The organism is Rhizobium sp. KNZ14-9A (assembly GCF_056755015.1).
In genome coordinates, this window is record NZ_JBPGXB010000002.1 from 1,556,723 (window position 1) to 1,578,503 (window position 21,781).

The window sequence follows — 21,781 nt, forward strand, 5'->3', positions numbered from 1 at the left end:
TCTTCGCAACGACGACATCGATCATGGAAGCGTCTGCCCGCCGCGCCGCGCCGCGTTGCGCCCAATGATCGCGGCGATCACCACGAAGAGCACTGCCGTCCCGAGGTTCCAGCCAAGCACCATGACGGTCGCGTCCAGCGGATGAAACATCGAGAGTGCCGACGAGGTGATGCCCGAGACGGCGAGGCTGCCGATGAGGGCAACTGAGACCGGCCGCAGGAAGGCGACGTAGCGCAGCATGATCAGCATCAGCAGCGAGAGCGGAATGCTGGTGACGATGAGCGTCAGCAGGCAGCTCGTGGCGGCCTCGACGGTGACGGCGGCCGGCGGCAGCGCCACCCAGCCGGCAAAGCACTGATAGCCGATATTGGCCATCCAGATGACGAGCGTGGGAAGCGGAAGCAGCATCCACAGACGGGATTTGTCGGGCAGGCTCATCATGAATGTGGCGATTGCCGCGAGAATGCCGGTTGCGAGCGAGGACAGCATGCCCGTCAAGAAGACGGGATCGGCCATGCGTTCGGCAAATTGCGGGCGCAGGCCATGGATCATCGTCAGGATGCCCATCAGTGCGAAGGCGAGCGCCAGCCAAAGGGCGGCGCGCAGCAGCGGCGGCCGCAGCCGCCTGACGGGTGTGACATTGTCCGCGAGAGACCGGATGAGATCGGAGGTCTCCATTACGGCTCACCATGATCGAGAAGGATCTTGCGAAGGCTTTTCAGCGCCCTATGAGTGGCTACCTTCAGCGACGTGACGGACATCCCGCTCTCTCTGGCAGCCTCCTTCAGCGACATTTCCTTCAGTTTCAGCATGTTGATCGCCTGCTGTTGCGCCGGCGGCAGGTCGCTGATTGCGCCTTCGAGATGAACCCGGTTGGCAGCTTCCTCGATATCGTTACTGGTTGCAACCGCGTCATGTTCGCTCGACAGCGGAAATTCATGGGCGCGCTGGCGTCCCTGCCGGCGCAGCCGGTCGAAGGCGCGCCGGTTTGCAATGCCGACGAGCCAGGGGCCGAAGGGCCGGGTCGGGTCGTAGGTTTCGCGGATCGAATGAATGGTCAGCAGGATATCCTGAACCGTGTCCTCCACGTCTCTCGGGTCGCGGTGATAGCGCACCGCCAGCGAGCGCAAATAGGGCGTGATCTCCTGCAGCAGGCGAAGATACGCGGCAGCATCGCCATCCTGGGCGCGGGCCATCAGGATCGTCCAGTCGAGCTCGCGATGGCGTGCGCGCCTGATGTCAGAGCCCGCCGGCCGGGAGGAGACGAGTTTCAGTCGGTCGCCGCGCTCCTCGCTCATGCGGGCGCGCTCCTTTTCCGCGGGCGGGCAAACACGCGTGACATGAGATAGTCGAGCGACAGCGGGCCGGGGCCGAGCGCCATGACGGCGAGCGCAAGGGCAGCCCAGTAGAGGTGAAAATTCACCCAGCCGTCTGGAAAGACCAGCTGGATGATGCCGGTCATGATCAGCAGCGCAAGGCCGACAAGGCGCGTGGCAAAGCCTGCCAGCAGCAGGACCGGCAGCGCGATCTCCGCACAGCCGACGAGAAGGGCGACCGTATCGGGGGCGGGGAAACCGTAGAGATTGCCGAATATATGCAGCTTGAACTGGTCTTCGAACAGGAATTGCGTGCCGACCGAGAGCTGCAGGAAGCCGTCCCAGCGGGTCAGCCCCGAGCGCAGGAAGGGCAGCGCAAGCGCAATGCGCACGACCGGCGGGGCGACGGCGAGGCCGATCAGGCTGACGATGTTGAGAAGCCGCAGATAGAGTGCGGCAGGCGTAAAGCGGCTGTCCGTCATTTGCTGCCGCTCCCGAATGCGATCGCGAAGGCGGTGAAAGCGCGCGCCGTCATCAAGCCAGAGAGGCAGGCAGGCAGGTCGAAACGGGGACTGTCCTCCAGCGCCTGTTTCATCGCGTCGATCATCGTCCGTCCCTTGCCGAGTGCGATGATGAAGGCGGCCGCACCCGGCGGCAGCGCGCGCGCTTCGACATCTGCGCCGGGGCGCAGCAGCAATATGTCTTCGCCGCCGGCGGATATATCCACTTCGGCCGGCTGCCCGTCCGCAACGTTCATCCGCCAGATCGTCAGCGCCGGGAAGGGCGAGCGCACGATGCGCAGCGAGGGATGCAGGGCGACGCTGAGATGCGGCACGTTATCGGCCTTGATTGCGGCAAAGGCCCCGGACGCGATCGGTTCTGCCTCGGCGGCATGGTAAGCCTCCACCCAGGCCCGTTCGATGCGCGCCACGTCCGCGAGATAGGGAAGGCTTGCCGCGGGTTCGAAAGTCTCGATGAAATCGGCAAAGCCCCGGCCATAATCGAGCATGATCGGTGAAGTGGGCGGATCGAGCGCGACATAGATCCGCCCCATGGCAAGGAAGAACTCGTCGCCAACGATGCGCGCCACGCCCGGAAACGCATCCTTCAACGTCGCCGTCAGTCCGGCGATGACGTTGTTGCGGTAAACGTTGAAGCGCCTCAGGCTGGGCCGGCCATCCGGCCCGACCAGACCTTCGGGCAAGGGTTGCGCGGGGTCCAGAAGGGCTGTGGCGAAATCATGCTGGCGTTTGGCGGTCGAAGGTGCCGTCGGCATCAGCCGATCCCCCGTGTGACGACATTGCGCCAGAACCGGCGCAGACGATCGAGACCGCCGGCGGTCGAGCTCCAGAGTGTGGCAACTCTGTGGCCGGTCATCGGGGGCTCCTCATTCGGCGGCCACGCGTCGATGGTGCAAGGCCGCCTCGCGCATCAGCCTTTCGGCGCGCGCCGCTTCCTCGGCCAGAACAGGCCATTCCGGAAGATCGGCATCCCATTCGATCAGCGTCGCCACCGGCCCGATGCGAGAGAGCGCATGGGCGTAGAGATCCCAGACGATGGCATCGACCGGGCGATCATGCGTGTCGATGAGCAGCGGCCGGTCTTCCTCGTCGGCTTCGCGCGCGTGGCCAGCCAGATGGATTTCGCGGACATGATCCAGCGGATAGGCATCGATATAGGCGACGGCGTCCCAGTGCTGGTTGGTGGAGGCGACGTAGACATTGTTGACATCGAGCAGCAGGCCGCAGCCGGTGCGCTGCACGATCTCGGCGATAAAGTCGCTCTCCGACCACGTGCTTTCGGAGAAGGCAAGATAGGTCGAGGGGTTCTCGAGCAGCATCTGCCGGCCGAGCGCCTGCTGCACCTCGTCTACGTGATCGGCGACGCGAGATAACGTCTCGTCCGTGTATGGCAGCGGCAAGAGATCGTTGAAGAAGCCGGCATCATGCGACGACCAGGCGAGATGTTCGGAAAAGAGAGCGGGCCGGTAGCGCTCGTTCAGCGCCTTCAGCCGGGAAAGATGCTGCCTGTCGAGCGGCCGGTCGGCGCCAATCGACAGGCCGACGCCATGCAGCGACAGCGGATAATGTTCGCGCACGGCGGCGAGATAACGATGCGGCGGGCCGCCTTCGCCCATGTAGTTTTCCGCATGCACCTCGAAGAAGCCGATATCGGGCAGGGTCTTGATGATGTGGCTGTAATGCTCCGCCTTGAGGCCGACACCGGCGCGGGCCGGCATGTCTTGATCAGGTAGGGCAATGTCTGGACTTTGCATGGGGCACCTGGCGTGGGTCGGGATGGGACCGGCCCGCGCAGGAGCGGGCCGGTCTTTTCGGGAGGCAAGTCTTGGGAGGATGTCGGTCCTCGGGGGCAGTTTTCCGGCGGGCGGTCATCCGGTTCTGCCCGGAGCAAGCCTCCCGGATCGGCGTCGGATCAGGCCTTGGGAGTGAGGCTGCCGGCGCCCTTCGGTGTGGACATGGTGGTGCAGGTGCCCTTCGGAACGAGCTTGAAGGCATTGCCCTGGTAATCGACGGTGCTCGTGCCTGCGCAAGTCGTGCCGGCGCCGGCATAGCAATCGTTCTGACCCTTCAGCGCCGTGCCGAAGCAGGGCTCGACCTTGCCGGATTTCACCTGGGCCGTGTGTTCCGCCTGGATCTTCTTCTGCGCGTCGGTGAATTCTTCCGCACCGGCCGGCAGGGCCGTGAGGGCACCGATGGCGCTGGCGAAGGCGCCGACGACAAGCGTGGACAACATGCGATTGGACATTGATATTCTCCGGTTTTCGATGATGGCCAGAAGACTGTTCAGTCGCCTGGGGCGGTGCGATCCGCCTGTCTTGAAGTTCGCTGCAGCGGTCGAAAGGTTACCTGCTCCTGCTACCTCTTTTGTTCTGCGCAGGACGCTCACATCCTGCCTTTGCCGGGCGCGGGTTTGCGCGCAACGATCGTTGCGGGATGGATGGAGGGCGGCTCAGCGAGCAGCGGCGGCACGCTCGCAAAGATCAGCTTTGCCGCTTCGCCGTTCATATGCGCATTGCGGCTTTCGCGATCGGTGAAGAGATCGATGAGGAAGATCAGGTCGGGATCGGCCTCGGAGCGCAGCACGAGCCAGGTCGTCGTGCCGGCCTCGCTTTCGACGTGCGGCAGCGCGCCAGCAATCAGGCGCGCGACATCCTCTCCGCTTCCGGTCCTGGCGCGGAACGGAATGACAGCGGCAAGTTCGTTCATCGTAAATTCCCCTCAATGGTCTGTCCGAGCCATTAAGGGTGAAAAATCCGGGCCAGTATTGAAGGGTGTTGCGGCTCTTGGTACCGCCTTGCTACTGCCTGACGTTCAGTTCAGGCGGGAATCCCATAGACCGGTATTTCGCCGCTGAGCCCCCGCAGGAAGGCCGTGGTGCCATGCAGGCTGCGGCCGCGCGCGGCAAGCAGCGCACGCGCGTCCTCGTCCTCGACCACTGGTGTCGTTGCAAAGATCATGTCCGGGGTGGCGATCGCCTGCAGGCGCGAGGCGACATTGACCGTCTGGCCGAAATAATCCTGCCGTTCGTTCATCAGCACGGCAAGGCAGGGGCCGCTATGCAGGCCGACCTTCAGGAACAGGTCGTCGCGGCTGTCGCGGCGGTTGAGTTCATCGATAACCTTGCGGATGTCGAGCGCGGCCGCCACGCCCTGTGCCGGGCTCGGAAAGGTTGCCATGATCGCATCGCCGATCGTTTTGACCACTGCGCCGCCATGGGCGGAAACGACCTGATGCATGAGCTGGAAATGCGAGCGCACCAGATCGAAAGCCGCAAGGTCGCCGATCCGCTCGTAGAGTTCGGTCGATCCCTTCAGGTCCGTGAACAGGAAGGTGAGGCTGGTGATCCTGAAGCGCTGATTGATATCGAGAACATTGGTGCGGTAGATATCCCGAAAGGTCTGATGCGTGAGCAGCCGCTTGGCGGTCAGGACAGGCACACGCCGCGTAAGGATCGCCTCCAGCGCCTCGCAGGCGATCCAGAGGATCGGCAGTATCCTGCGGTTCGTCCGGTTTTCCAGATCGAGCGTCAGAAGGCCGGGCGCCACCCGCAGCGTTTCGCCGGCCTGATGCGCGTCATCGATCTCGATCGACAGGCGCTGGCCTTCGGCCGGTTCGCCGGTCACTTCCAGGAAGCGCGAGCTGTGCGTCACGGGATCGAAGAGGATGGCCACACCCTCACTCATCTGAACCTGCCGGCCCATGCGCGCACCCGGCGCAATCTCGAACGCGTCGAGAACGACTTCGCCGACGATGGGGGCAAGATGTTCGGGGAGATCGCTGCCGGAACTCCAGAAAATCTGGCGCGTATAATCCCAGAGCGGCAGGTTGTCGGGATCGTGGGCGGCGATGTGGCGGATGCGCGGGTCGACCGTGAAGGTGATCTCTACGGTTTCGTCGAGCGTCGGTTCGCAATCGAGCGAACAGAAGGAACAATTATAGTGATGCTGGTCGATGCCCTGCAGCGATTCCGCCTGATAGAGCACCCCGCCGCAGCTTTGACAGACGACGTTCCAGGAGAGTTCGAAAAGGCCGAACTGGGTGGCATGCAGGAAGGCTGCGATACTCTCCTGTTCGCCGAGCCCGTTCGCCCGCGCAAAGGCCAGCGGATTGACGCGGTTCAGGCGAAAATCCGGCGCGTCTTCGATTAGATGTGCCATCGCACTGGCAACGGTTTCGTCGACATGCTGGCGCACGGCCATGACGCGGTTGGTTATATCGGGCATCGCTCATCCCATCAGATAGGGGTCAAAAACAGGGCCGAGAGGAACAAAATAGGGCGGCGGCGGCAGGAAGGCGAGCCGTTTATTTTTTCGCCTTTAAGTAACCTTTTGCGTACCGGAGCGAAACAGCTGATCGCTCCGTGCAGGCGGCCGCTTGCTTCGAGTAAAACCTGGCCCTAATTCGGCGGGCGCCGCCGCAGCCGACGTCCGTGCTCGCGTGCAAAAGCGGCGGGTGTGCCACCCGTCAGGCGGTGGAAACGCCGGGTGAAATGGCTCTGGTCCGAATAGCCGGTCGCAAGGGCCACTTCCGCCAGCGACGTATCGGTTTCGGCAATCAACACCCGGGCGCGCTCGATCCGGCGCTGTTCGACGAAATTGATCGGGCTTACGCCGGTGCTCTGCTTGAAAAGCCGGGCGAAATGAAAGCGGCTGACATCGACGAGGGCCGCCAGTTCCGCAAGCCCGATCATCCGGTCGAGATTGTCCTCGATATAGTCGGTGATGCGCTCAATTTCGGCCGTGCCGAGGCCGGGCAGTGTGCTGCGCTCCGCAATGCCGAAGGCATTATAGGCCCTCAGGAGATGCGCGGCGAGGGCGGCAGAGACCTGGTCGACGATCAGCGCCTGGGCGGGATGGGCCTGCTGCTCCAGTTCAGCGAGCAGCACGAGCGCCATATTTTCGATCAGCCTGTCGCGGGTTTCGAATATATTCCTGATTTCGATGCTTGCCGCCGCGCGCGACCCAAGCTCTTCGCCCGCGGCTGCCACCAGCCGGGCCGGAACACGCAGCCGCGCCGATGTCGGCGTGCGGCCCTCCCACGTCGATACGCAGCCCGCAGGCATCAGAAGCGACATGCCGGCCGAAATCGTGCCCTCGTGGACGACCCCGTCGCGCCGTTGGATCAGGCGGCCGCGGCCGGAGGGGCAATAGGAAATCAGGTGGTGATCGAGGGGCGGATAGGTCTGCGAACAATCGAGCCGCGGCCGATAAAGATCGACAGTCACTCCGCTCCATCCCCGATCCCGCGTCGTCGCCAGCGGCCGTCGCGGCTTGATGTCGACGATCTCCTCGATGGAGACGAGCTTTTGTCCTGACGGCGAAATTGGGTGCGGCTCGTTCATGACAGTTCGGCCAATCCAGGTTGTGCTGATGTCAGGGTAGAGGTTTTTGGCGGCGGGTTGAAGTGTTCCGGTGGTTGAAATGAGGCTGCTGCAGGCAGGATGCTGCACGCTGGAGACCTTGTTTCGTTCTATCGGTTCTCGTCTGCTGAAAAAAGAAAGCCGGCACAGGGCCGGCTTAGACGAACGCGGCTGAACAGGGGATACTGGGCCGGTTCCTTGCATTTCGTGACTGACAATAAATTTCACTACAATGCCGAGGTCAGCAGAGAAGGCGTAACGAGATCGCCATGAGGGGTGCTCCGCAAAGGGGTGGGCGGCGGGCGGAGACCGGTGCTGTCCTCGGGTGTGTTTATGAGGGAGGAACATCACCGATTGATGACATCGGCAAACCGGGCGGTGATTTTCTTTTCATAGGCCGATCTGTCCTGTGGATGGACGTCCGAGCCTGACATTTTAGGCGGATACCCGGATCGTGTGAATGCTGTGTTCAGGCCCTTGCGGATGTCAAAGCTTCACAAAGGGGCTATATAGCGGGCGAATTCGATCTGATATCCGCAAAGAGCCCCATGGCACCGATCATTTCCATCCAAAATCTCACCAAGACCTATGCAAATGGCTTCCAGGCGCTGAAGGGCATCAACCTCGAAATCGAACGCGGCGAAATCCTGGCGCTGCTTGGGCCGAATGGGGCGGGCAAGACGACGCTGATTTCGATCATCTGCGGCATCGCCAATCCGAGCGGCGGCGCGGTCATCGTCGATGGACATGATGTGGTGAAGGATTTCCGCGCCACACGCACGCTGATCGGGCTCGTGCCGCAGGAGCTGACCACCGACCAGTTCGAGACGGTGTGGAATACGGTGAGCTTCTCGCGTGGGCTGCACGGCAAGAAGGCCAACCCCGCCCATATCGAAAAGGTGCTGCGCGACCTGTCGCTCTGGGACAAGAAGGACAACACGCTGCGCCAGCTCTCCGGCGGCATGAAGCGGCGCGTGCTGATCGCCAAGGCGCTGTCGCACGAACCTTCCATCCTCTTCCTCGACGAGCCGACGGCGGGCGTGGACGTGACGCTGCGCAAGGACATGTGGCATGTCGTCGAGCGGCTGCGCGCCTCAGGCGTCACCATTATCCTGACGACGCACTATATCGAAGAGGCCGAAGAGATCGCCGACCGCGTCGGCGTTATCAATGGCGGCGAGCTGCTGCTCGTCGAAGACAAGCAAGCGCTGATGGCCAAGCTCGGCCGCAAGCAGCTCATCCTCGAGCTCAACGAACCGCTTGAAAAACTGCCGGACTGCTTCGCCGGCAACGGCCTGTCGATCGAGGCCGAGGGCAACCGGCTGGTCTATGAGTTCGACACCCACAACGAGCATGAAAGCGTGGCATCGCTTCTGACGCGGCTCGGGCAAAACAACATCCATTTCCGGGATCTCTCGACGCGGCAGAGCTCGCTCGAAGACATCTTCGTATCGCTGGTAGGAGGCGCAAGATGAACTTCGAAGCGATCAAGTCGATCTATTATTTCGAGATGGCGCGTACCCGGCGCACGCTGCTTCAGAGCGTCATTTCGCCCGTCATTTCCACGTCGCTCTATTTCATCGTCTTCGGTGCGGCCGTCGGCTCGCGCATCCAGCAGGTGGAGGGCGTCTCCTACGGCGCCTTCATCACGCCCGGTCTCATCATGCTGACGCTGCTCGGCCAGTGCATCGGCAACGGCTCCTTCGGCATCTATTTTCCGAAATTCACCGGCACGATCTACGAGATCCTGTCGGCCCCCGTCGCCATGACGGAAATCCTGATCGGCTATGTGGGGGCGGCCGCCACCAAGGGGCTGCTCATCGGCGTCATCATCCTGGTGACGGCCAATATCTTCGTCGATGTCCGGATCGAGCATCCCTTCATGATGGTGCTGTTCTTCCTGCTGACGGCGATCAGCTTCAGCCTGTTCGGCTTCATGATCGGCATCTGGGCGACGAATTTCGAGCAGCTGAACCTCATCCCCATGCTCGTCGTGCCGCCGCTGACCTTCCTCGGCGGCAGCTTCTACTCGATCAACATGCTGCCGCCCTTCTGGCAGGCGGTCAGCCATTTCAATCCGGTGCTCTATCTGGTCAGCGGCTTCCGCTGGAGTTTTTACGGCATCGCTGACGTCAACCCGCTGGTCAGCCTCGGCATGATCTCGCTGTTTCTGGTGATTTGCCTGGGCACGCTCGGGTGGATCTTCAAGACGGGGTATCGGCTACGCAACTGATGGGTGGCCGCAGCCACCAGCAAAATCCGAGTAGGCGGCACAAAATCGTTCACATTTTGTTCGCGACTACTAGTCTGGCCTCATTGTCATTTGCGGAGGAGGAGAGTTGTGGCGGAGCAACAGGCGAAGTTCGATCAACTGAGGGCATTGCATCAGCGGGATGCGGCATTCGTTATTCCGAACCCATGGGATGCCGGCTCGGCCCGGATTCTGACGAGCCTTGGTTTCGAGGCTCTGGCAACGACCAGCGCCGGCTATGCCTTTTCCAAGGGCAAGCGGGATTCCTTTGCGAGCCTGAAGCGCGACGAAATCCTCAACAATGCCGGCGAGATCGTCGGGGCAACCGATCTTCCCGTATCGGCCGATCTCGAAGACGGGTTCGGCGCAGCACCGGAGATCTGCGCCGAAACGATCCGGCTGGCCTCTGCGATTGGGCTGGTCGGCGGATCGATCGAAGATGCCACCGGCGATCCGGCAAGGCCGATCTATGATCTCTCTCAGGCTGTCGAGCGCGTGCAGGCCGCGGCGGAGGCGGCGCGGAAGCTTCCTTTCCTGCTGACGGCGAGGGCAGAGAATTTTCTCTGGGAGCGGCCCGATCTCGATGACACGATCAAGCGGCTGCAGGCTTTCTCGGCAGCCGGCGCCGATGTGCTCTATGCGCCCGGTCTGCCTGATATCGACGCCATCCGAACCGTCTGCGCCGCGGTCGACAAGCCCGTCAATGTGGTGATGGGCCTGAAGGGGCCGCGCTACAGCGTTGCCGAACTCTCGGCGGCAGGCGTGCGCCGAGTGAGTGTCGGCGGGTCCTTTGCACGCGCTGCACTTGGTGCACTGCTGCGGGCGGCCGAGGAGGTGAGATCATCCGGCACCTTCACCTATGCAGCCGATGCGATCCCGGCAGCCACGCTTAGCCAGCTTATGTCGCAGGAGAAACGCGGCGACCGGCAGTAAACCAGGAAGCCGGTGGGGGCCGGTTCGATATAGCCTGCGGTTTGTGCTCCTCACTTCCCCACCGGTTGCGGTTCCGGAAATGTCCAGCTTCCATCGAGGACCGGCTGGCGTGGGCGGTAGAGGCGGACGGTGTAATTCCAGCCCTTCATTACGGGCAAGCAATTGGCGATCTTGCCGTCGCAGCCGCCGAATTGCACCTTGACTGAACCGTCGGCATCCTTGTCAGCGGTGATATTGTTCAGCGTATAGGCATTGAGTTTGTTCTTCTCGTAGTAGCCTTTGCCATTGTAGACGCTGACCGACCAGAAGCCGCCGACGGGAACATCCTTGACCGAGAGCCGGTAGACCGTCTTGCCGTCGTTCTTCGGCGGCGTCTCGTTGAGGTAGGTCGCGTCCTTCTCGGGATTTCCGCCCCAGCCGACGGCGCTGCCGATGAGATGGCGGATCGGATCGACCTGATCTTTGGCCCCGAAGGCGCCCTTGAAATCCGGAATGGTCGTGCCCAGCACGATCAGCGCGTCACGGACCTTCTTCTGGCTCGCCTTGTCCCAGTCCGGGATCTCGAACGTTCCCGCATTTGCCTGGCTGATGGTGAGAGCGTTCTGGAGATTATGGACCTGCTTGACATCATCGGGGTCGTTGGGATCGACGAGGGTCCTGGTGCCGACGAGGATGTAGCGCGTGCCGGCCGCTGCCCGATCATAGGTGTAGCTGCCGGCGTCATATTTCACATCGCCGACTACGTAATGGTCTTCGTTGATGATCTGCATCGAGCGGAAGCGTTTGCCGGCGTCCGGAAGCGTGATGGTGACCGGCCCGGCATCGAGATCGATGACAGCGGATGAATAGAGCGTATCGCGGTTGGCCCGGATCACGGACTGATGATCGATGTCCATCGGTTCGCGATGATGGTTGAAGATACCGGTCTTGCCGCCGCCGTCCTTCACCGCATTGCGGAAATAGAGATCGGATTCGGCACGGGCGAAATTGTCGACGGTGACCGGCTTGGCCGTCTGCGCCCCGGCCTGTGAGGCGAGCGCAAGTGCCAGCGTGGCGATGGCGGCACGGCAGGCAATGCGGACAGGCACTAATGCAGGTGCAGGCTTTGACCACCTCATGGCTCTCTCCCGTTTCGGTCAATTTTACGAGGAAAAGCCTTTCACAGGCCCGATTTCGGGAGAAGTACGTTACCGTAAACCACGCCGTAAATGGCGGGCAGCAACAGCTGCGGCTCAGCCCTTTTTCCTGCGCTGCCGCTTGCCGTGCCGCGGGTGAAAATCGACGAGCAGGGATTTCAATTCGAGTTCGCGCACGCGCCGTGCCGCTTCGTCGGGGCTCACCCAATCCAGCATGCGTTGGCCGGTTTCGCGGAACTGCCCTTGCGTATGCTCCACTTCGATCTGGAAGATATCGACGATGCAGGGCGCGACGTCGCCGTCATCCAGCTCCTTCAGATAGGTGTAGCGGCCGACCGGCTGCTTGCTTACCGTTCCGCGCACGCCGGCTTCCTCCCAGGCCTCGATGGCGGCTGCCTCATGCGGCTTCTTCTTTTTCATCGGCCAGCCCTTGGGAATGATCCAGCGGCCGCTGTCGCGCGTGGTGACGACGAGGACTTCGATTTCGGAGTGATCAGTCTCGGCACCGCCGTTTCGGTAACGGAAGCAGAGCGCGCCATATTGCTGGCGAAAGGCGCCGGAGAAAAGCTTCTCGGGTCTTTCTGCAAGCTGCTTCAGCAGGGGCTTTGAGGGTCCGGCGTAGGATTTTGCGCCTTTTTTGCGGGATTTCATGACATCTAGCATTGTCAAATTTTACTTTTTCGATCAATTGCCTGCGACGCTTTATGACAGATTTATGACAGTCTTCTACGACAGTCCCCGGTTCAGGAAGGATCGCCCGAGATGATGAGCGTGTTTCGCAAGATGATGCCGCGGGAGGACCGCTTCTTCGAGATGTTCTGCAGGCATTCGGAGACGGTCGTCGCAGCCGCCCATGCTATGGAAAAGCTGTTGAAGGGCGAGGCGGTTCAGGAGAATTGCGACAGGATCATCGCACTGGAAGACCAGGCTGACGACATCACCCGCGAAGTGCTGGTTGCTGTCCGGCGCAGCTTCATCACGCCCTTTGACCGCGGCGACATCAAGGATCTGATCCAGTCCATGGATGATGCGATCGACATGATGCACAAGACGGTGAAGATCATCCGCCTGTTCGAGCAGACGAGTTTCGACCCGCTGATGCAGGAGATGGGCGGGGAGATCGTCAAGGCGGCGGCCCTGATGGAGGAAGCAATCCCGCTTCTCAACAAGATGGGTGCGAATGCGCAGCGGCTGGCTGTCATCGCCGAAGAGATCACCCGGGTCGAAGGCCGCTCCGACGAACTGCATGACGAGGGGCTCAAGGACCTCTATCGCCGGCATGGCGCCAGCGGCAATGCCATGGCCTACATGATCGGCAGCGAGATCTACTCCAATCTGGAAAAGATCGTCGACCGGTTCGAGGACGTGGCCAACGAAATCAGCGGCGTCGTTATCGAGAACGTCTGATGGAAGCCTCTCTCTCCCTTCCGCTGCTGATCGGGCTGATCGGTGTGGCACTGTTCTTCGATTTCCTGAACGGGCTGCATGATGCGGCAAACTCGATTGCGACCATCGTTTCCACCCGGGTGCTGAGGCCGCAATATGCCGTCGGCTGGGCGGCCTTCTTCAATTTTATCGCCTTCCTGTTTTTCGGCCTGCATGTTGCCGAAACGCTCGGCACCGGCATCATCGATCCGGCCATCGTCTCGCCGCAGGTGATCTTTGCGGCACTGATGGGGGCGATCGTCTGGAATATCGTCACCTGGCTGTTCGGCATTCCCTCTTCGTCGTCGCATGCGCTGGTCGGCGGGCTCGTCGGCGCCGGCTGGGCGAAGGTCGGCTTCAGTTCCATCGTCTGGGGCGGCTTGTTGAAGACGGTCGGTGCGATCTTCATGTCGCCGGCAATCGGCTTCCTGCTCGCGCTGTTCTTCGTCCTTGTCGTCTCCTGGATCTTCGTGCGCCAGACGCCCTTTGCCGTCGACCGCACCTTCCGCTTCATGCAGTTCGTGTCGGCCTCGCTCTATTCGCTCGGACATGGCGGCAACGATGCGCAGAAGACCATGGGCATCATCGCCGTTCTTCTCTTCAGCCAGGGGCAGCTCGGCCCGAGTTTCCATGTGCCGCTCTGGGTGGTCATCTCCTGCCAGTCGGCCATGGCGCTCGGCACGCTCTTCGGCGGCTGGCGGATCGTTCACACGATGGGCTCGAAGATCACCAGGCTCAACCCGATGCAGGGGTTCTGCGCCGAGACCGGCGGGGCGCTGACGCTGTTTGCCGCGACCTGGCTCGGCATTCCCGTGTCGACGACGCACACGATCACCGGAGCGATCATCGGTGTCGGTGCCGCGCGACGCCTGTCGGCCGTGCGCTGGGGTGTTGCGGGCAACATCGTCATCGCCTGGGTGGTCACCATGCCGGCTGCCGCTGCCATCGCGGCCGCCTGCTATGGGATTGCAAGCCTGTTTGCCTAAGGGCAGGGGTCCGCTCGATGTATCGGATACCCTAATTTTAGGGGTCACTATTTTCGATCGGATGTTGCGCTCTATTCTCCATGCAAGGAGAAGGAGACAACGAGCGGACCATGCATTTACCCAGGCATTTATCTGAATTGAATGAGGAAACCCCGGCAAAGACAGGCCGCCGCGAGATCGACCAGTGCGGCGCCATCTGCTGCCGCGTCGAGCGAGGCGGGAGGCTGAGCGTACTGCTCGTCACCAGCCGCGATACCGGACGATGGGTGATCCCGAAGGGCACTCTCGGAAGAAAGGAGAGGCCCTATCGCTGCGCCCAGCGCGAGGCTTTCGAAGAGGCTGGGATCATCGGCAGGGTCAGGAAGAAGCCGCTCGGCTTTTACACCTATCTGAAGGATCACGAGACGCCGCTGACGGTTTCTGTTCATCTGCTGCGGCTGGAGAGCGAGGCCGCGCATTTTCGCGAATATGCCGAGAGGCAGAAGATCTGGATTTCTCCGGCGGAAGCAGCGTTACTTGTCGAGGAGCCGGAGCTGCAGGCGCTCTTCCGGTCCATCGATACGGATAATCCCCTGACATCGCAGGACCGGCTAAAGCCGCGCCGGATTGCCGGGCGGCGGCCGGTGCATGAGGCGGCGGTATCGCTCGCCACGTCGCCGGCATCGCACTGACGTCCGTCAGTTGCGCGGAATGGACTTTGAAATGACGAAGGCCCGGTATACGGGCCTTCGCGTTACAGGCTATCGGGGACTGCCGGTCGCCAAGGGTCCCCAGGAGAGCTCGCGATCCGCGATGGTCGCAAGATCGACCACCACTTCGATGCCGGTCCTGACACGCCGCCGCAGGATGTCGGCGCGATCGGAATTCGTCCGGAGCAGGCCCTTCTCGTGCAGCGTCTGAAGCCGCGTGCGCGAAAGCTTGAGCTCGGATGCCAGCAGACGGTCGAGACGTGTGCCCGCAGGCAAGGGCACCGCCAGTTCGATCTCCAGCCGCGTCCAGTCGGCGGCCTCGCGCAGCACCTGCTTGCCGATCTCGAATTCAGGGAATTCGTCGACGCGCTGCGACTTGCGTTTCAATGCGTCGAGGTTGAAGCTTTCGGCGCGGATCCATTTGACATCGTTGGACTGGAGTGCGTCGAGCGTTGCCGGATCGATGTCGCGGACATTCTTGCGCTCGAAGAGCGGCCGGTTCCAGGTCTCGTCGCAGGCCAGGCATTTATAGATCAGCCAGGCATCCAGCTTGCGGCCATTGGCGTTCAGCCGGATCTTGTCACTCGATTGAAAGGCTCTCAATCCGCCGCATCCGCCACAGGCAATCCAGGGCTGAGGGGCGGTTTTCGGGGTAATGGTCCATCGGACCCGAAGTGCATAGCACATAGTATCTTGGTCTTCCGTTCGGAAGTCCACCAAGATGGCGCGTGAGAAAACCCATGAGGGCGCGGCGTGGCGATGCTTTCGGATGGGTGAAGAGCAGAGACAGCGGAGCTGCACTGGCGTTCGGAACAATGCCAAACCGGTCTCTTGCCGCCACCCGATGAACGTGTTCAACCGCCGATAGCCCGCGGCTATCCGGCGATAGGGGTGAAACTGGATTGAGACCGGTACTTACTTAGGCAAAGTCTACCTCGATGCGCCTATGCTCTTCGCGGATACGGATAGCAAATGATCGGCTCAAAGGGGAGAGCGACGCCGCAGCCCGATGATATCGGCTGCGGCATTGCGGCATTTATGCAACTTTGTGCTGAAGGTTGCTTCGTCTGCCAGCTTGTTCCCGTCAGAGTTCCTGCGCAGTCGGCCGGAACAGGATCTCGTTGATATCGACATCGTCAGGCTGGGCCATCGCGAAGGCGACCACCCTTGCGAAGCTGTCGGCCGGGATGGCGTAGCGTTCGTAGAAATCGGCAATGCCGACCGCGACATCGGCCTCGGTAACGCTCTGCGGCAGTTCGGACTCAACGGCACCGGGCGAGACGATCGTCGTGCGGATATTGTAGGGCTTCACCTCCTGGCGCAGGCCTTCCGAGATGACGCGGACGGCAGTCTTGGTCGCCGCGTAAACGGCGCTGCCGGGCCGGACCTTGTGGCCGGCGACCGAGGAGACGTTGATGATATGGCCGCTCTTCTGTTCCTTCATATGGGGAAGGGCGGCGGCAATGCCGTAGAGCACGCCTTTGAGGTTCACGTCGATCATCCGGTCCCAGTCGTCGATCTTGCCGCGCTCCAGGGGCGAGTGCGGCATGAGGCCGGCATTGTTGACGATGACGTCGATGCGACCATGCAGGCGGACGGCCTGATCGACGAGGTGCTTGACCTGATCAGCCTGCGTCACGTCGGTTTCGATGGCGGAACCCTCGACCAAGCCGATCTCGGCCACCAGCGCCTTGAGCCGGTCGATCCGGCGGGCGCCAAGCACGACCTTGGCGCCGGCATTGGCAAGATGACGGGCGGTTGCTTCGCCGAGGCCGCTGCTTGCGCCTGTGATGACAACCGTCTTTCCCTTGATATTGTCGGTCATGACAACTCCATTCAAGGTCGGCAACTTACCGGCCGACGCGGGCCTGCAGGTGCGCCGGATAGCGATCTCCCTGCACGGTGACATCAGATAGGGCGGCCTCGATCTCTTGCAGGTCCTCAGCGGTGAGTTCGATTGCCGCGCCCCCGATATTCTCCTCCAGCCGGTGCAGCTTGGTGGTTCCGGGGATCGGGGCGATCCACGGCTTCTGGGCGAGCAGCCAGGCGAGGGCGATCTGCGCCGGGGTGGCCTGTTTGCTCGCGGCGATCCCGCTCAGCACCGCAACGAGACCTTGATTAGCCTTGCGGTTTTCTTCCGAAAAGCGCGGCACGACGTTACGGAAATCCGTCTTGTCGAAACTGGTGCTCTCGGTGATCGCGCCTGTCAGGAACCCCTTGCCGAGTGGGCTGAAGGGCACGAAGCCGATGCCGAGCTCTTCGAGCAGCGGCAGGATTTCCTTCTCGGGCTCGCGCCACCAGAGGGAATATTCGCTCTGCAGGGCGGCAACGGGCTGCACCGCATGCGCCCGGCGGATCGAGCCGGCGCCGGCCTCGGACATACCGAAATGCTTGACCTTGCCTGCGGCGATCAGATCCTTCACCGCGCCCGCGACATCCTCCATCGGCACTTCGGTATCGACGCGATGTTGGTAGAAGAGATCGATGCAATCCGTGCGCAGTCGCTTGAGGGCAGCATCGGCTACCTCCCGGATGCGCTCGGGGCGGCTGTCCTGGCCCTTGCTGACATCACCGTCGCGAAAGCCGAATTTGGTGGCGATCACCACCTGATCGCGGAAGGGTTCGAGGGCTTCGCCGAGCAGTTCCTCGTTGGCGCCCTGGGAATAGGCTTCGGCCGTATCGAAGAAGGTCACGCCGCGGTCGAAAGCGGTGCGGATGAGGGTGATGGCGGCCTGCTTTTCCGTTGCCGGGCCGTAGCCATAGCTCAGCCCCATGCAGCCGAGGCCGAGGGCCGAGACTTCGGGGCCATGCGTTCCGAGTTTGCGCTTCTGCATTATCGTATCTCCATCAGGTGATATTGTTCGTCCGTGACCTTCTCCATCCAGTCGACGGGACTGCCGTTGAGCTTTTCAGCGATGGCGATGTGGCTCATGGCCGTGCTTGCCGTGGCGCCGTGCCAGTGTTTTTCGCCGGGTGCGAACCAGACGATGTCGCCCGGCCGGATTTCTTCGATCGGGCCGCCTTCGCGCTGCGCCCAGCCGAGGCCGGAGGTGACGATCAGCGTCTGGCCGAGCGGATGGGTGTGCCAGGCGGTGCGCGCGCCCGGCTCGAAAGTCACCGTGGCGCCGCCGACGCGGTCGGGATCATCGCTGTCGAAACGGGAGTCGAGACGCACGGTTCCGGTGAAATAGGCCTCCGGACCCGGAATGGAGGGTGCGAAGCCGCTTCGTTTGATCTGCATGTCTGATGTCCTTGCCTGCGGATAATTTCTGCCGATCATCATTTAGCGGCTACGCAGTTCTGCTATTAGACGCTAAAACCGGCATGAACCTATTAGGGCAACTTATGAATGAGCCGGACCAACCTTGACGATATCGCCGCCTTCCTGACTGTCGCGCGCGAGGGAAGTTTTACGCGGGCTGCCGCCATGCTCGGCGTGTCCCAGTCGGCGCTCAGCCAGACGGTGCGCGGGCTCGAGGAGCGGATGGGTCTGCGTCTGCTCACGCGCACAACACGCAAGGTTTCGCCGACCGATGCCGGCGAGCGGCTGATCCAGTCGGTCGGGCCGCGGCTGGATGAGATCAACGCGGAGCTCGCGCAACTATCGGCGCTGCGCGACAAGCCCTCGGGCACAGTGCGCATTTCGGCAGGCGAACAGGCGGCAGAACTGATCCTCCTGCCGGCCGTGGAGAGGCTGCTGTCGCAATATCCCGATATTGCTATCGAAATCCTCGTCGATAACGGCCTGACCGATATCGTCGCCGAACGTCTCGATGCCGGCGTGCGGCTCGGCGAACAGGTTGCGAAGGACATGGTGGCCGTCCGCATCGGCCCGGATGTCAGGATGGCTGTCGTCGGCTCCCCCGGTTATTTCGCGGGGCGAGATCGCCCGCACACGCCGCATGACCTGACGGAGCATAATTGCATCAATCTGCGGCTGCCGACGGCTGGCGGTTTCTATGCTTGGGAATTCGAGCAGGGTAGCCGAGAGCTGCGCGTGCGGGTGGAGGGTCAGCTCGCGGTCAATACCGGTGCGCTGGCCGTCAAGGCGGCTCTTGCCGGCGCGGGTCTTGCCTTCGTGCTGGAAGACCGCATCGGCGACGATCTCGAGGCGGGCCGGCTGACTCGCGTGCTCTCGGACTGGTGCCCGCCTTTTTCAGGTTTCCATCTCTATTATCCCAGCCGGCGCCAACCGACGCCGGCCTTCGCTGTTGTGGTGGATGCGCTGCGCTATCGCGGCTGAGTTCAGAAGCCCAAGCGCTTGAGATCTTCGGGCAGGAAATTCTGGCCACTGCGGTTCCTGACGGCGGGCAGACCAGCCATGCGTGCCTGCCACTGTGCCAGCGCGTCGAGGCCTGACGGGACGATGCCGGCAACTTCGGCAAAGGCGAGGCCGGCGAGCAGCGTGATGTCGGCCATCGAATAGGTCTCGCCTGTCAGGAAGGGCTGCCTGGTGAGGATCTCGTTGAAATAGCGCAGACCCTCCTTTGCCTTCTCGCCCTCGCGCTCGCCCATTTCGGTGCGGCCCGGCCATTGCGGGCTCTTGAAGGCCTGCAATGCCGCGCCGAGGCCGGGTGTGGCGTGATGGAAGTAGATGCCGACGGGATCGAGCACATAGGCCTCGGCGCGGCGCTGCATCATGTGGATGAGCGCCTTTTCCCGCGGGGTGCGGCCGGTAAGCTCCGGCTTGCCATCGAGATTGTCGAGATATTCGGTAATCGCTGTGCTTTCGGAAATCAGCGTGCCGTCATCCAGCTCCAGCACCGGCAGGACGCCCGACGGGTTCTTCGCAAGGAAGGCAGGCTGCTTGTGCTCGGCGGCGATCAGGTCGACCGGCACGAATTCGATTTCGGAATCCAGGCCCTTTTGCGCCAGCACGATGCGGATGCGCATGGGGTTGGGGAAGCCCGGTCTGTCGTAGATTTTCATGGAATTCTCTTTCGTTTGGGCAGGCGTGAAGGCGCGCCTCTTCGATCGAGAGGACACCGAGCCCGAGGGATTGCTGATCAAGGTTTGGAAGGCGGAGAGCTGTTGGCCGCGCTTCTTGCCAAGATATGGCATGCAGCCTATTGTTTGATAATGATCCCCTATCTGATCACGCTGTAAAGCAAGGCTACACAATGGATCGAGCGGAACTGGACGGACTTGCGATATTTCTGGCGGTGGCCGAGCAGAACGGGTTTCGCGCAGCCGCACGCCAGCTGGGGCTGACCCCATCGGCAATCAGCCAGGGCATCCAGACGCTGGAACGGCGGGTGGGCGCTGCGCTGTTTGCGCGAACGACCCGCAGCGTGCGGCTGACGGAAGCGGGCCAGAAGCTGCTTGCGCATGCCAAGCCGGCAGCGGCGATGTTTCAGGCCGGCGTGAACGCCGCCCGCGATCTCGGCGAACAGCCGAGCGGCAATTTACGCATCAATGCGCCGCGCCCGGCGGTTTCGCTGCTGATCAACAGCCTCCTGCCTGACTTCCACGAGGCCTATCCCGGTATCACCCTGGAGCTTGTCGGCGACGATGAGTTCACCAACATCGTCGAGCAAGGGTTCGATGCCGGTATCCGGCTCGGGCACACGATCGAGCTCGATATGGTCTCGACCTGGCTGACGCCGCCGGACAAGTTCGTTGTCGTCGGTGCGCCGAGCCTGCTCAAGAAATATCCACGGCCCGGCCATGCACGAGAGTTGCAGGGGTTGCCCGCTCTCTTGACCCGGAGAGGCGGGCAGGTGTCGCGGACCTGGGAATTCGTCGATGGCGGCGAGAGCCTGAAGGTTACCGTCGATGGTCCGCTCATTCTCAACGATTACGAGGCCTCGATCCGGGCTGCCCTTCGCGGCGTCGGCTTCCTCTACACGGTCGGCTCTGTTGTCAGGCACTATATCGAGCAGGGAAGTCTCATCCCGGTGCTGGAGGATCACGCCCGCGATGTGCCGGGGCTCTGCCTCTATTACCCCAGCCGCAGCCAGTCGCTGCCCAAGCTCCGGGCCTTCGTCGATTTCGCGACGAAGCGCATGCGGCAGGGAATGACGTCGGACGCGTTCTAGGTGCAGCCGCAGCGGTCACCAGAAAGCTGAGGGCCGGCGTCCAATCGACACCGGCCCTCGCTCTAAGATTTAAGCCACGTGCTGAAGCTGGACTTCGCGATTGTGGAGAAAGCAGGCTTTGCTGAACAGCGTGAGGTCGAGCTGGTTCGGCAGGCGGACATCCGCCAGATCCGGCAAACCCTTGCCATCAGCCTCGAAGGATCGGTCGATCTGCGAGATGAAGGCTAGCACGATACCGGTTTCGCGAGCGAAGGTCTGGAGTGCAGACACTTGTTCCGAAAGGCCGGGCTTGCTGCGCTGCTGATCGAGGATCTGCAGATAGTCGATGACAGCCACCGTTCCGCGCGGCGCACCCGCGAGATGCCGCATGACATAATCGGCGCTGATCTCGTCCGAGGTTACGATCTCGATCTTCTCGCCAAGCGCTTCGCCTTCCGGCAGAGCATGAATACGCTTCATGGTCTGCTGTTCGGTATATTCGAGCGTGAAGAAGGTGGCCTTACGGCTTTCCCTGACGGCATCGAGCAGAAGCTGGAGGCCGAGCAGGGTCTTGCCGTGCCCAGGACGGGCGGCGATCAAAAGCAGATCGCCTTCGGCAAGCTGCGACAGCATGGGTGTGGCCGGTAGCAGCGTTTCATGCTGGGAAGCAAGCAGGCTCCAGGCCGTAAAACCTTCTTCCTGCGCGATACGGTCCAATGCCTGGTGAAGCGGGATCGTATCCGTACGCGCCAGCAATTTCGCACGGCGCTTCAGCTGATAGATGGGTGCAGACAGTTTCATTCAAACCTCCATTGCGAGCCGGAAACGCAACCCCTCCTTATGCGGTGCTCGAACAGATGGTTCGATGGTGGATGAACCCCGCATGGACGATGCTTTCCCGGCTGGAGGGAGGAGGCCTGGGTCGGGCCTTGTCCAAGAGGTAGCGGGCGTTGCGATTCGCGACAAGGGGGAAATGACGGCATCGGCGTGGGCTGTCGCTGAGCCGCTGCCTGCCGCTCGCTTCCCTTCCGGATTGGTGAATGCGCTGATAATGTCACGGTCTGATCCATCCCGACGATTCGTCCGCAATGCGAGCAGCGGCCTCTTTGCGAGTGGCCCCGGGATCGAGGTCGCGGCGTCGGCTCCAA

25 protein-coding genes are annotated in these 21,781 nt (G+C 62.1%); 8 read left to right on the forward strand and 17 right to left on the reverse strand.

Annotated features, from left to right (window positions below):
• Positions 1 to 21 precede the first annotated feature (21 nt).
• The 9 genes from ACR9ZQ_RS14125 to ACR9ZQ_RS14165 form a co-directional block, all read right to left on the reverse strand.
• Positions 22 to 678, reverse strand: coding sequence for an NrsF family protein (locus ACR9ZQ_RS14125; protein WP_481428113.1), 657 nt, complete (start codon positions 676 to 678; stop codon positions 22 to 24).
• Positions 678 to 1,298 carry a sigma-70 family RNA polymerase sigma factor gene (locus ACR9ZQ_RS14130; RefSeq protein WP_113321563.1) on the reverse strand — a complete coding sequence of 207 codons (621 nt, stop codon included), beginning with the start codon at positions 1,296 to 1,298 and terminating at the stop codon, positions 678 to 680. Before ACR9ZQ_RS14130 ends, ACR9ZQ_RS14125 begins: the two co-directional genes overlap by 1 nt.
• Complete coding sequence (locus ACR9ZQ_RS14135) at positions 1,295 to 1,798, reverse strand: DoxX family protein (protein ID WP_113321562.1); 504 nt, start codon at positions 1,796 to 1,798, stop codon at positions 1,295 to 1,297. The genes ACR9ZQ_RS14130 and ACR9ZQ_RS14135 overlap by 4 nt, the downstream gene beginning before the upstream one ends.
• Complete coding sequence (locus ACR9ZQ_RS14140; protein WP_481428114.1) at positions 1,795 to 2,592, reverse strand: HvfC/BufC N-terminal domain-containing protein; 798 nt, start codon at positions 2,590 to 2,592, stop codon at positions 1,795 to 1,797. The genes ACR9ZQ_RS14135 and ACR9ZQ_RS14140 overlap by 4 nt, the downstream gene beginning before the upstream one ends.
• A gap of 111 nt (positions 2,593 to 2,703) precedes the next feature.
• Positions 2,704 to 3,591 (reverse strand): MNIO family bufferin maturase, encoded by an 888-nt coding sequence (bufB, locus tag ACR9ZQ_RS14145; RefSeq protein WP_481428115.1) that lies wholly within the window; start codon positions 3,589 to 3,591, stop codon positions 2,704 to 2,706.
• Positions 3,592 to 3,749: 158 nt separating this feature from the next.
• The gene (locus tag ACR9ZQ_RS14150) at positions 3,750 to 4,082 is read right to left on the reverse strand and encodes a BufA1 family periplasmic bufferin-type metallophore (RefSeq protein WP_113321559.1); all 333 of its coding nucleotides are present in this window, start codon (positions 4,080 to 4,082) and stop codon (positions 3,750 to 3,752) included.
• A 137-nt stretch (positions 4,083 to 4,219) separates the two neighbouring features.
• Entirely contained in the window at positions 4,220 to 4,543 is a 324-nt protein-coding gene (locus tag ACR9ZQ_RS14155; protein WP_113321558.1) for an antibiotic biosynthesis monooxygenase, read from the reverse strand.
• Between the two features lie 110 nt (positions 4,544 to 4,653).
• Positions 4,654 to 6,060, reverse strand: coding sequence for a DUF5939 domain-containing protein (locus ACR9ZQ_RS14160; RefSeq protein ID WP_481428116.1), 1,407 nt, complete (start codon positions 6,058 to 6,060; stop codon positions 4,654 to 4,656).
• 173 nt (positions 6,061 to 6,233) lie between these two features.
• Positions 6,234 to 7,178, reverse strand: a complete 945-nt coding sequence (locus tag ACR9ZQ_RS14165) for an AraC family transcriptional regulator (RefSeq protein WP_481428117.1) — start codon at positions 7,176 to 7,178, stop codon at positions 6,234 to 6,236.
• Positions 7,179 to 7,744: 566 nt separating this feature from the next.
• Between ACR9ZQ_RS14165 and ACR9ZQ_RS14170 the strand changes: the two genes are divergently transcribed.
• The 3 genes from ACR9ZQ_RS14170 to ACR9ZQ_RS14180 all read left to right on the forward strand — a co-directional run bounded on the left by ACR9ZQ_RS14170 (position 7,745) and on the right by ACR9ZQ_RS14180 (position 10,380).
• Positions 7,745 to 8,671 (forward strand): ABC transporter ATP-binding protein, encoded by a 927-nt coding sequence (locus ACR9ZQ_RS14170; protein ID WP_481428118.1) that lies wholly within the window; start codon positions 7,745 to 7,747, stop codon positions 8,669 to 8,671.
• Entirely contained in the window at positions 8,668 to 9,429 is a 762-nt protein-coding gene (locus ACR9ZQ_RS14175) for an ABC transporter permease (RefSeq protein WP_481428119.1), read from the forward strand. The genes ACR9ZQ_RS14170 and ACR9ZQ_RS14175 overlap by 4 nt, the downstream gene beginning before the upstream one ends.
• Positions 9,430 to 9,537: 108 nt before the next feature.
• Complete coding sequence (locus ACR9ZQ_RS14180; RefSeq protein WP_481428120.1) at positions 9,538 to 10,380, forward strand: isocitrate lyase/PEP mutase family protein; 843 nt, start codon at positions 9,538 to 9,540, stop codon at positions 10,378 to 10,380.
• Positions 10,381 to 10,430: 50 nt separating this feature from the next.
• Here the strand turns inward: ACR9ZQ_RS14180 and ACR9ZQ_RS14185 are convergent, their stop codons facing one another.
• Together ACR9ZQ_RS14185 and ACR9ZQ_RS14190 are read right to left on the reverse strand one after the other, a co-directional pair.
• Entirely contained in the window at positions 10,431 to 11,456 is a 1,026-nt protein-coding gene (locus tag ACR9ZQ_RS14185) for a DUF1254 domain-containing protein (RefSeq protein ID WP_481429319.1), read from the reverse strand.
• Positions 11,457 to 11,612: 156 nt separating this feature from the next.
• The gene (locus ACR9ZQ_RS14190) at positions 11,613 to 12,167 is read right to left on the reverse strand and encodes an NUDIX hydrolase (protein WP_481428121.1); all 555 of its coding nucleotides are present in this window, start codon (positions 12,165 to 12,167) and stop codon (positions 11,613 to 11,615) included.
• Between the two features lie 111 nt (positions 12,168 to 12,278).
• On the opposite strand from ACR9ZQ_RS14190, the gene ACR9ZQ_RS14195 reads away from it, so the two are divergent.
• The 3 genes from ACR9ZQ_RS14195 to ACR9ZQ_RS14205 all read left to right on the forward strand — a co-directional run bounded on the left by ACR9ZQ_RS14195 (position 12,279) and on the right by ACR9ZQ_RS14205 (position 14,598).
• Positions 12,279 to 12,923 carry a DUF47 domain-containing protein gene (locus ACR9ZQ_RS14195; RefSeq protein WP_481428122.1) on the forward strand — a complete coding sequence of 215 codons (645 nt, stop codon included), beginning with the start codon at positions 12,279 to 12,281 and terminating at the stop codon, positions 12,921 to 12,923.
• Positions 12,923 to 13,927, forward strand: coding sequence for an inorganic phosphate transporter (locus ACR9ZQ_RS14200; protein ID WP_481428123.1), 1,005 nt, complete (start codon positions 12,923 to 12,925; stop codon positions 13,925 to 13,927). The genes ACR9ZQ_RS14195 and ACR9ZQ_RS14200 overlap by 1 nt, the downstream gene beginning before the upstream one ends.
• 137 nt (positions 13,928 to 14,064) lie before the next feature.
• Positions 14,065 to 14,598, forward strand: a complete 534-nt coding sequence (locus ACR9ZQ_RS14205; RefSeq protein ID WP_481428124.1) for an NUDIX hydrolase — start codon at positions 14,065 to 14,067, stop codon at positions 14,596 to 14,598.
• A 69-nt stretch (positions 14,599 to 14,667) separates the two neighbouring features.
• Here the strand turns inward: ACR9ZQ_RS14205 and ACR9ZQ_RS14210 are convergent, their stop codons facing one another.
• The 4 genes from ACR9ZQ_RS14210 to ACR9ZQ_RS14225 form a co-directional block, all read right to left on the reverse strand.
• Complete coding sequence (locus tag ACR9ZQ_RS14210) at positions 14,668 to 15,303, reverse strand: DUF1062 domain-containing protein (protein ID WP_481428125.1); 636 nt, start codon at positions 15,301 to 15,303, stop codon at positions 14,668 to 14,670.
• Between the two features lie 397 nt (positions 15,304 to 15,700).
• Complete coding sequence (locus ACR9ZQ_RS14215) at positions 15,701 to 16,441, reverse strand: SDR family oxidoreductase (protein WP_481428126.1); 741 nt, start codon at positions 16,439 to 16,441, stop codon at positions 15,701 to 15,703.
• 25 nt (positions 16,442 to 16,466) lie between these two features.
• Positions 16,467 to 17,450 carry an aldo/keto reductase gene (locus ACR9ZQ_RS14220; RefSeq protein WP_481428127.1) on the reverse strand — a complete coding sequence of 328 codons (984 nt, stop codon included), beginning with the start codon at positions 17,448 to 17,450 and terminating at the stop codon, positions 16,467 to 16,469.
• Positions 17,450 to 17,857, reverse strand: a complete 408-nt coding sequence (locus ACR9ZQ_RS14225; RefSeq protein ID WP_481428128.1) for a (R)-mandelonitrile lyase — start codon at positions 17,855 to 17,857, stop codon at positions 17,450 to 17,452. Before ACR9ZQ_RS14225 ends, ACR9ZQ_RS14220 begins: the two co-directional genes overlap by 1 nt.
• A 108-nt stretch (positions 17,858 to 17,965) precedes the next feature.
• Between ACR9ZQ_RS14225 and ACR9ZQ_RS14230 the strand changes: the two genes are divergently transcribed.
• On the forward strand, positions 17,966 to 18,859 hold the full coding sequence (locus ACR9ZQ_RS14230) for a LysR family transcriptional regulator (RefSeq protein ID WP_310387867.1): 894 nt from the start codon (positions 17,966 to 17,968) through the stop codon (positions 18,857 to 18,859).
• Positions 18,860 to 18,861: 2 nt separating this feature from the next.
• Here the strand turns inward: ACR9ZQ_RS14230 and ACR9ZQ_RS14235 are convergent, their stop codons facing one another.
• Positions 18,862 to 19,545: a glutathione S-transferase family protein gene (locus ACR9ZQ_RS14235; protein ID WP_113321543.1), complete on the reverse strand. Its 684-nt coding sequence runs from the start codon at positions 19,543 to 19,545 to the stop codon at positions 18,862 to 18,864.
• A gap of 191 nt (positions 19,546 to 19,736) precedes the next feature.
• On the opposite strand from ACR9ZQ_RS14235, the gene ACR9ZQ_RS14240 reads away from it, so the two are divergent.
• The gene (locus ACR9ZQ_RS14240) at positions 19,737 to 20,654 is read left to right on the forward strand and encodes a LysR family transcriptional regulator (RefSeq protein ID WP_481428129.1); all 918 of its coding nucleotides are present in this window, start codon (positions 19,737 to 19,739) and stop codon (positions 20,652 to 20,654) included.
• Positions 20,655 to 20,723: 69 nt separating this feature from the next.
• On the opposite strand, the gene ACR9ZQ_RS14245 is transcribed toward ACR9ZQ_RS14240, so the two are convergent.
• Complete coding sequence (locus ACR9ZQ_RS14245; RefSeq protein WP_310387862.1) at positions 20,724 to 21,434, reverse strand: DNA helicase; 711 nt, start codon at positions 21,432 to 21,434, stop codon at positions 20,724 to 20,726.
• Positions 21,435 to 21,781: the final 347 nt, after the last annotated feature.

Bases quoted from the DNA above. Each gene is read 5' to 3' on its own strand.
- ACR9ZQ_RS14175 (WP_481428119.1), top strand. From the start codon at position 8,668: ATGAACTTCGAAGCGATCAAGTCGATCTATTATTTCGAGATGGCGCGT.
- ACR9ZQ_RS14135 (WP_113321562.1), bottom strand. From the start codon at position 1,798: ATGACGGACAGCCGCTTTACGCCTGCCGCACTCTATCTGCGGCTTCTC.
- ACR9ZQ_RS14160 (WP_481428116.1), bottom strand. From the start codon at position 6,060: ATGCCCGATATAACCAACCGCGTCATGGCCGTGCGCCAGCATGTCGAC.
- bufB (WP_481428115.1), bottom strand. From the start codon at position 3,591: ATGCAAAGTCCAGACATTGCCCTACCTGATCAAGACATGCCGGCCCGC.
- ACR9ZQ_RS14230 (WP_310387867.1), top strand. From the start codon at position 17,966: ATGAGCCGGACCAACCTTGACGATATCGCCGCCTTCCTGACTGTCGCG.
- ACR9ZQ_RS14220 (WP_481428127.1), bottom strand. From the start codon at position 17,450: ATGCAGAAGCGCAAACTCGGAACGCATGGCCCCGAAGTCTCGGCCCTC.
- ACR9ZQ_RS14235 (WP_113321543.1), bottom strand. From the start codon at position 19,545: ATGAAAATCTACGACAGACCGGGCTTCCCCAACCCCATGCGCATCCGC.
- ACR9ZQ_RS14125 (WP_481428113.1), bottom strand. From the start codon at position 678: ATGGAGACCTCCGATCTCATCCGGTCTCTCGCGGACAATGTCACACCC.
- ACR9ZQ_RS14215 (WP_481428126.1), bottom strand. From the start codon at position 16,441: ATGACCGACAATATCAAGGGAAAGACGGTTGTCATCACAGGCGCAAGC.
- ACR9ZQ_RS14190 (WP_481428121.1), bottom strand. From the start codon at position 12,167: ATGAAATCCCGCAAAAAAGGCGCAAAATCCTACGCCGGACCCTCAAAG.
- ACR9ZQ_RS14130 (WP_113321563.1), bottom strand. From the start codon at position 1,298: ATGAGCGAGGAGCGCGGCGACCGACTGAAACTCGTCTCCTCCCGGCCG.
- ACR9ZQ_RS14165 (WP_481428117.1), bottom strand. From the start codon at position 7,178: ATGAACGAGCCGCACCCAATTTCGCCGTCAGGACAAAAGCTCGTCTCC.
- ACR9ZQ_RS14240 (WP_481428129.1), top strand. From the start codon at position 19,737: ATGGATCGAGCGGAACTGGACGGACTTGCGATATTTCTGGCGGTGGCC.
- ACR9ZQ_RS14195 (WP_481428122.1), top strand. From the start codon at position 12,279: ATGATGAGCGTGTTTCGCAAGATGATGCCGCGGGAGGACCGCTTCTTC.
- ACR9ZQ_RS14150 (WP_113321559.1), bottom strand. From the start codon at position 4,082: ATGTCCAATCGCATGTTGTCCACGCTTGTCGTCGGCGCCTTCGCCAGC.
- ACR9ZQ_RS14200 (WP_481428123.1), top strand. From the start codon at position 12,923: ATGGAAGCCTCTCTCTCCCTTCCGCTGCTGATCGGGCTGATCGGTGTG.
- ACR9ZQ_RS14140 (WP_481428114.1), bottom strand. From the start codon at position 2,592: ATGCCGACGGCACCTTCGACCGCCAAACGCCAGCATGATTTCGCCACA.
- ACR9ZQ_RS14245 (WP_310387862.1), bottom strand. From the start codon at position 21,434: ATGAAACTGTCTGCACCCATCTATCAGCTGAAGCGCCGTGCGAAATTG.
- ACR9ZQ_RS14155 (WP_113321558.1), bottom strand. From the start codon at position 4,543: ATGAACGAACTTGCCGCTGTCATTCCGTTCCGCGCCAGGACCGGAAGC.
- ACR9ZQ_RS14225 (WP_481428128.1), bottom strand. From the start codon at position 17,857: ATGCAGATCAAACGAAGCGGCTTCGCACCCTCCATTCCGGGTCCGGAG.
- ACR9ZQ_RS14210 (WP_481428125.1), bottom strand. From the start codon at position 15,303: ATGTGCTATGCACTTCGGGTCCGATGGACCATTACCCCGAAAACCGCC.
- ACR9ZQ_RS14170 (WP_481428118.1), top strand. From the start codon at position 7,745: ATGGCACCGATCATTTCCATCCAAAATCTCACCAAGACCTATGCAAAT.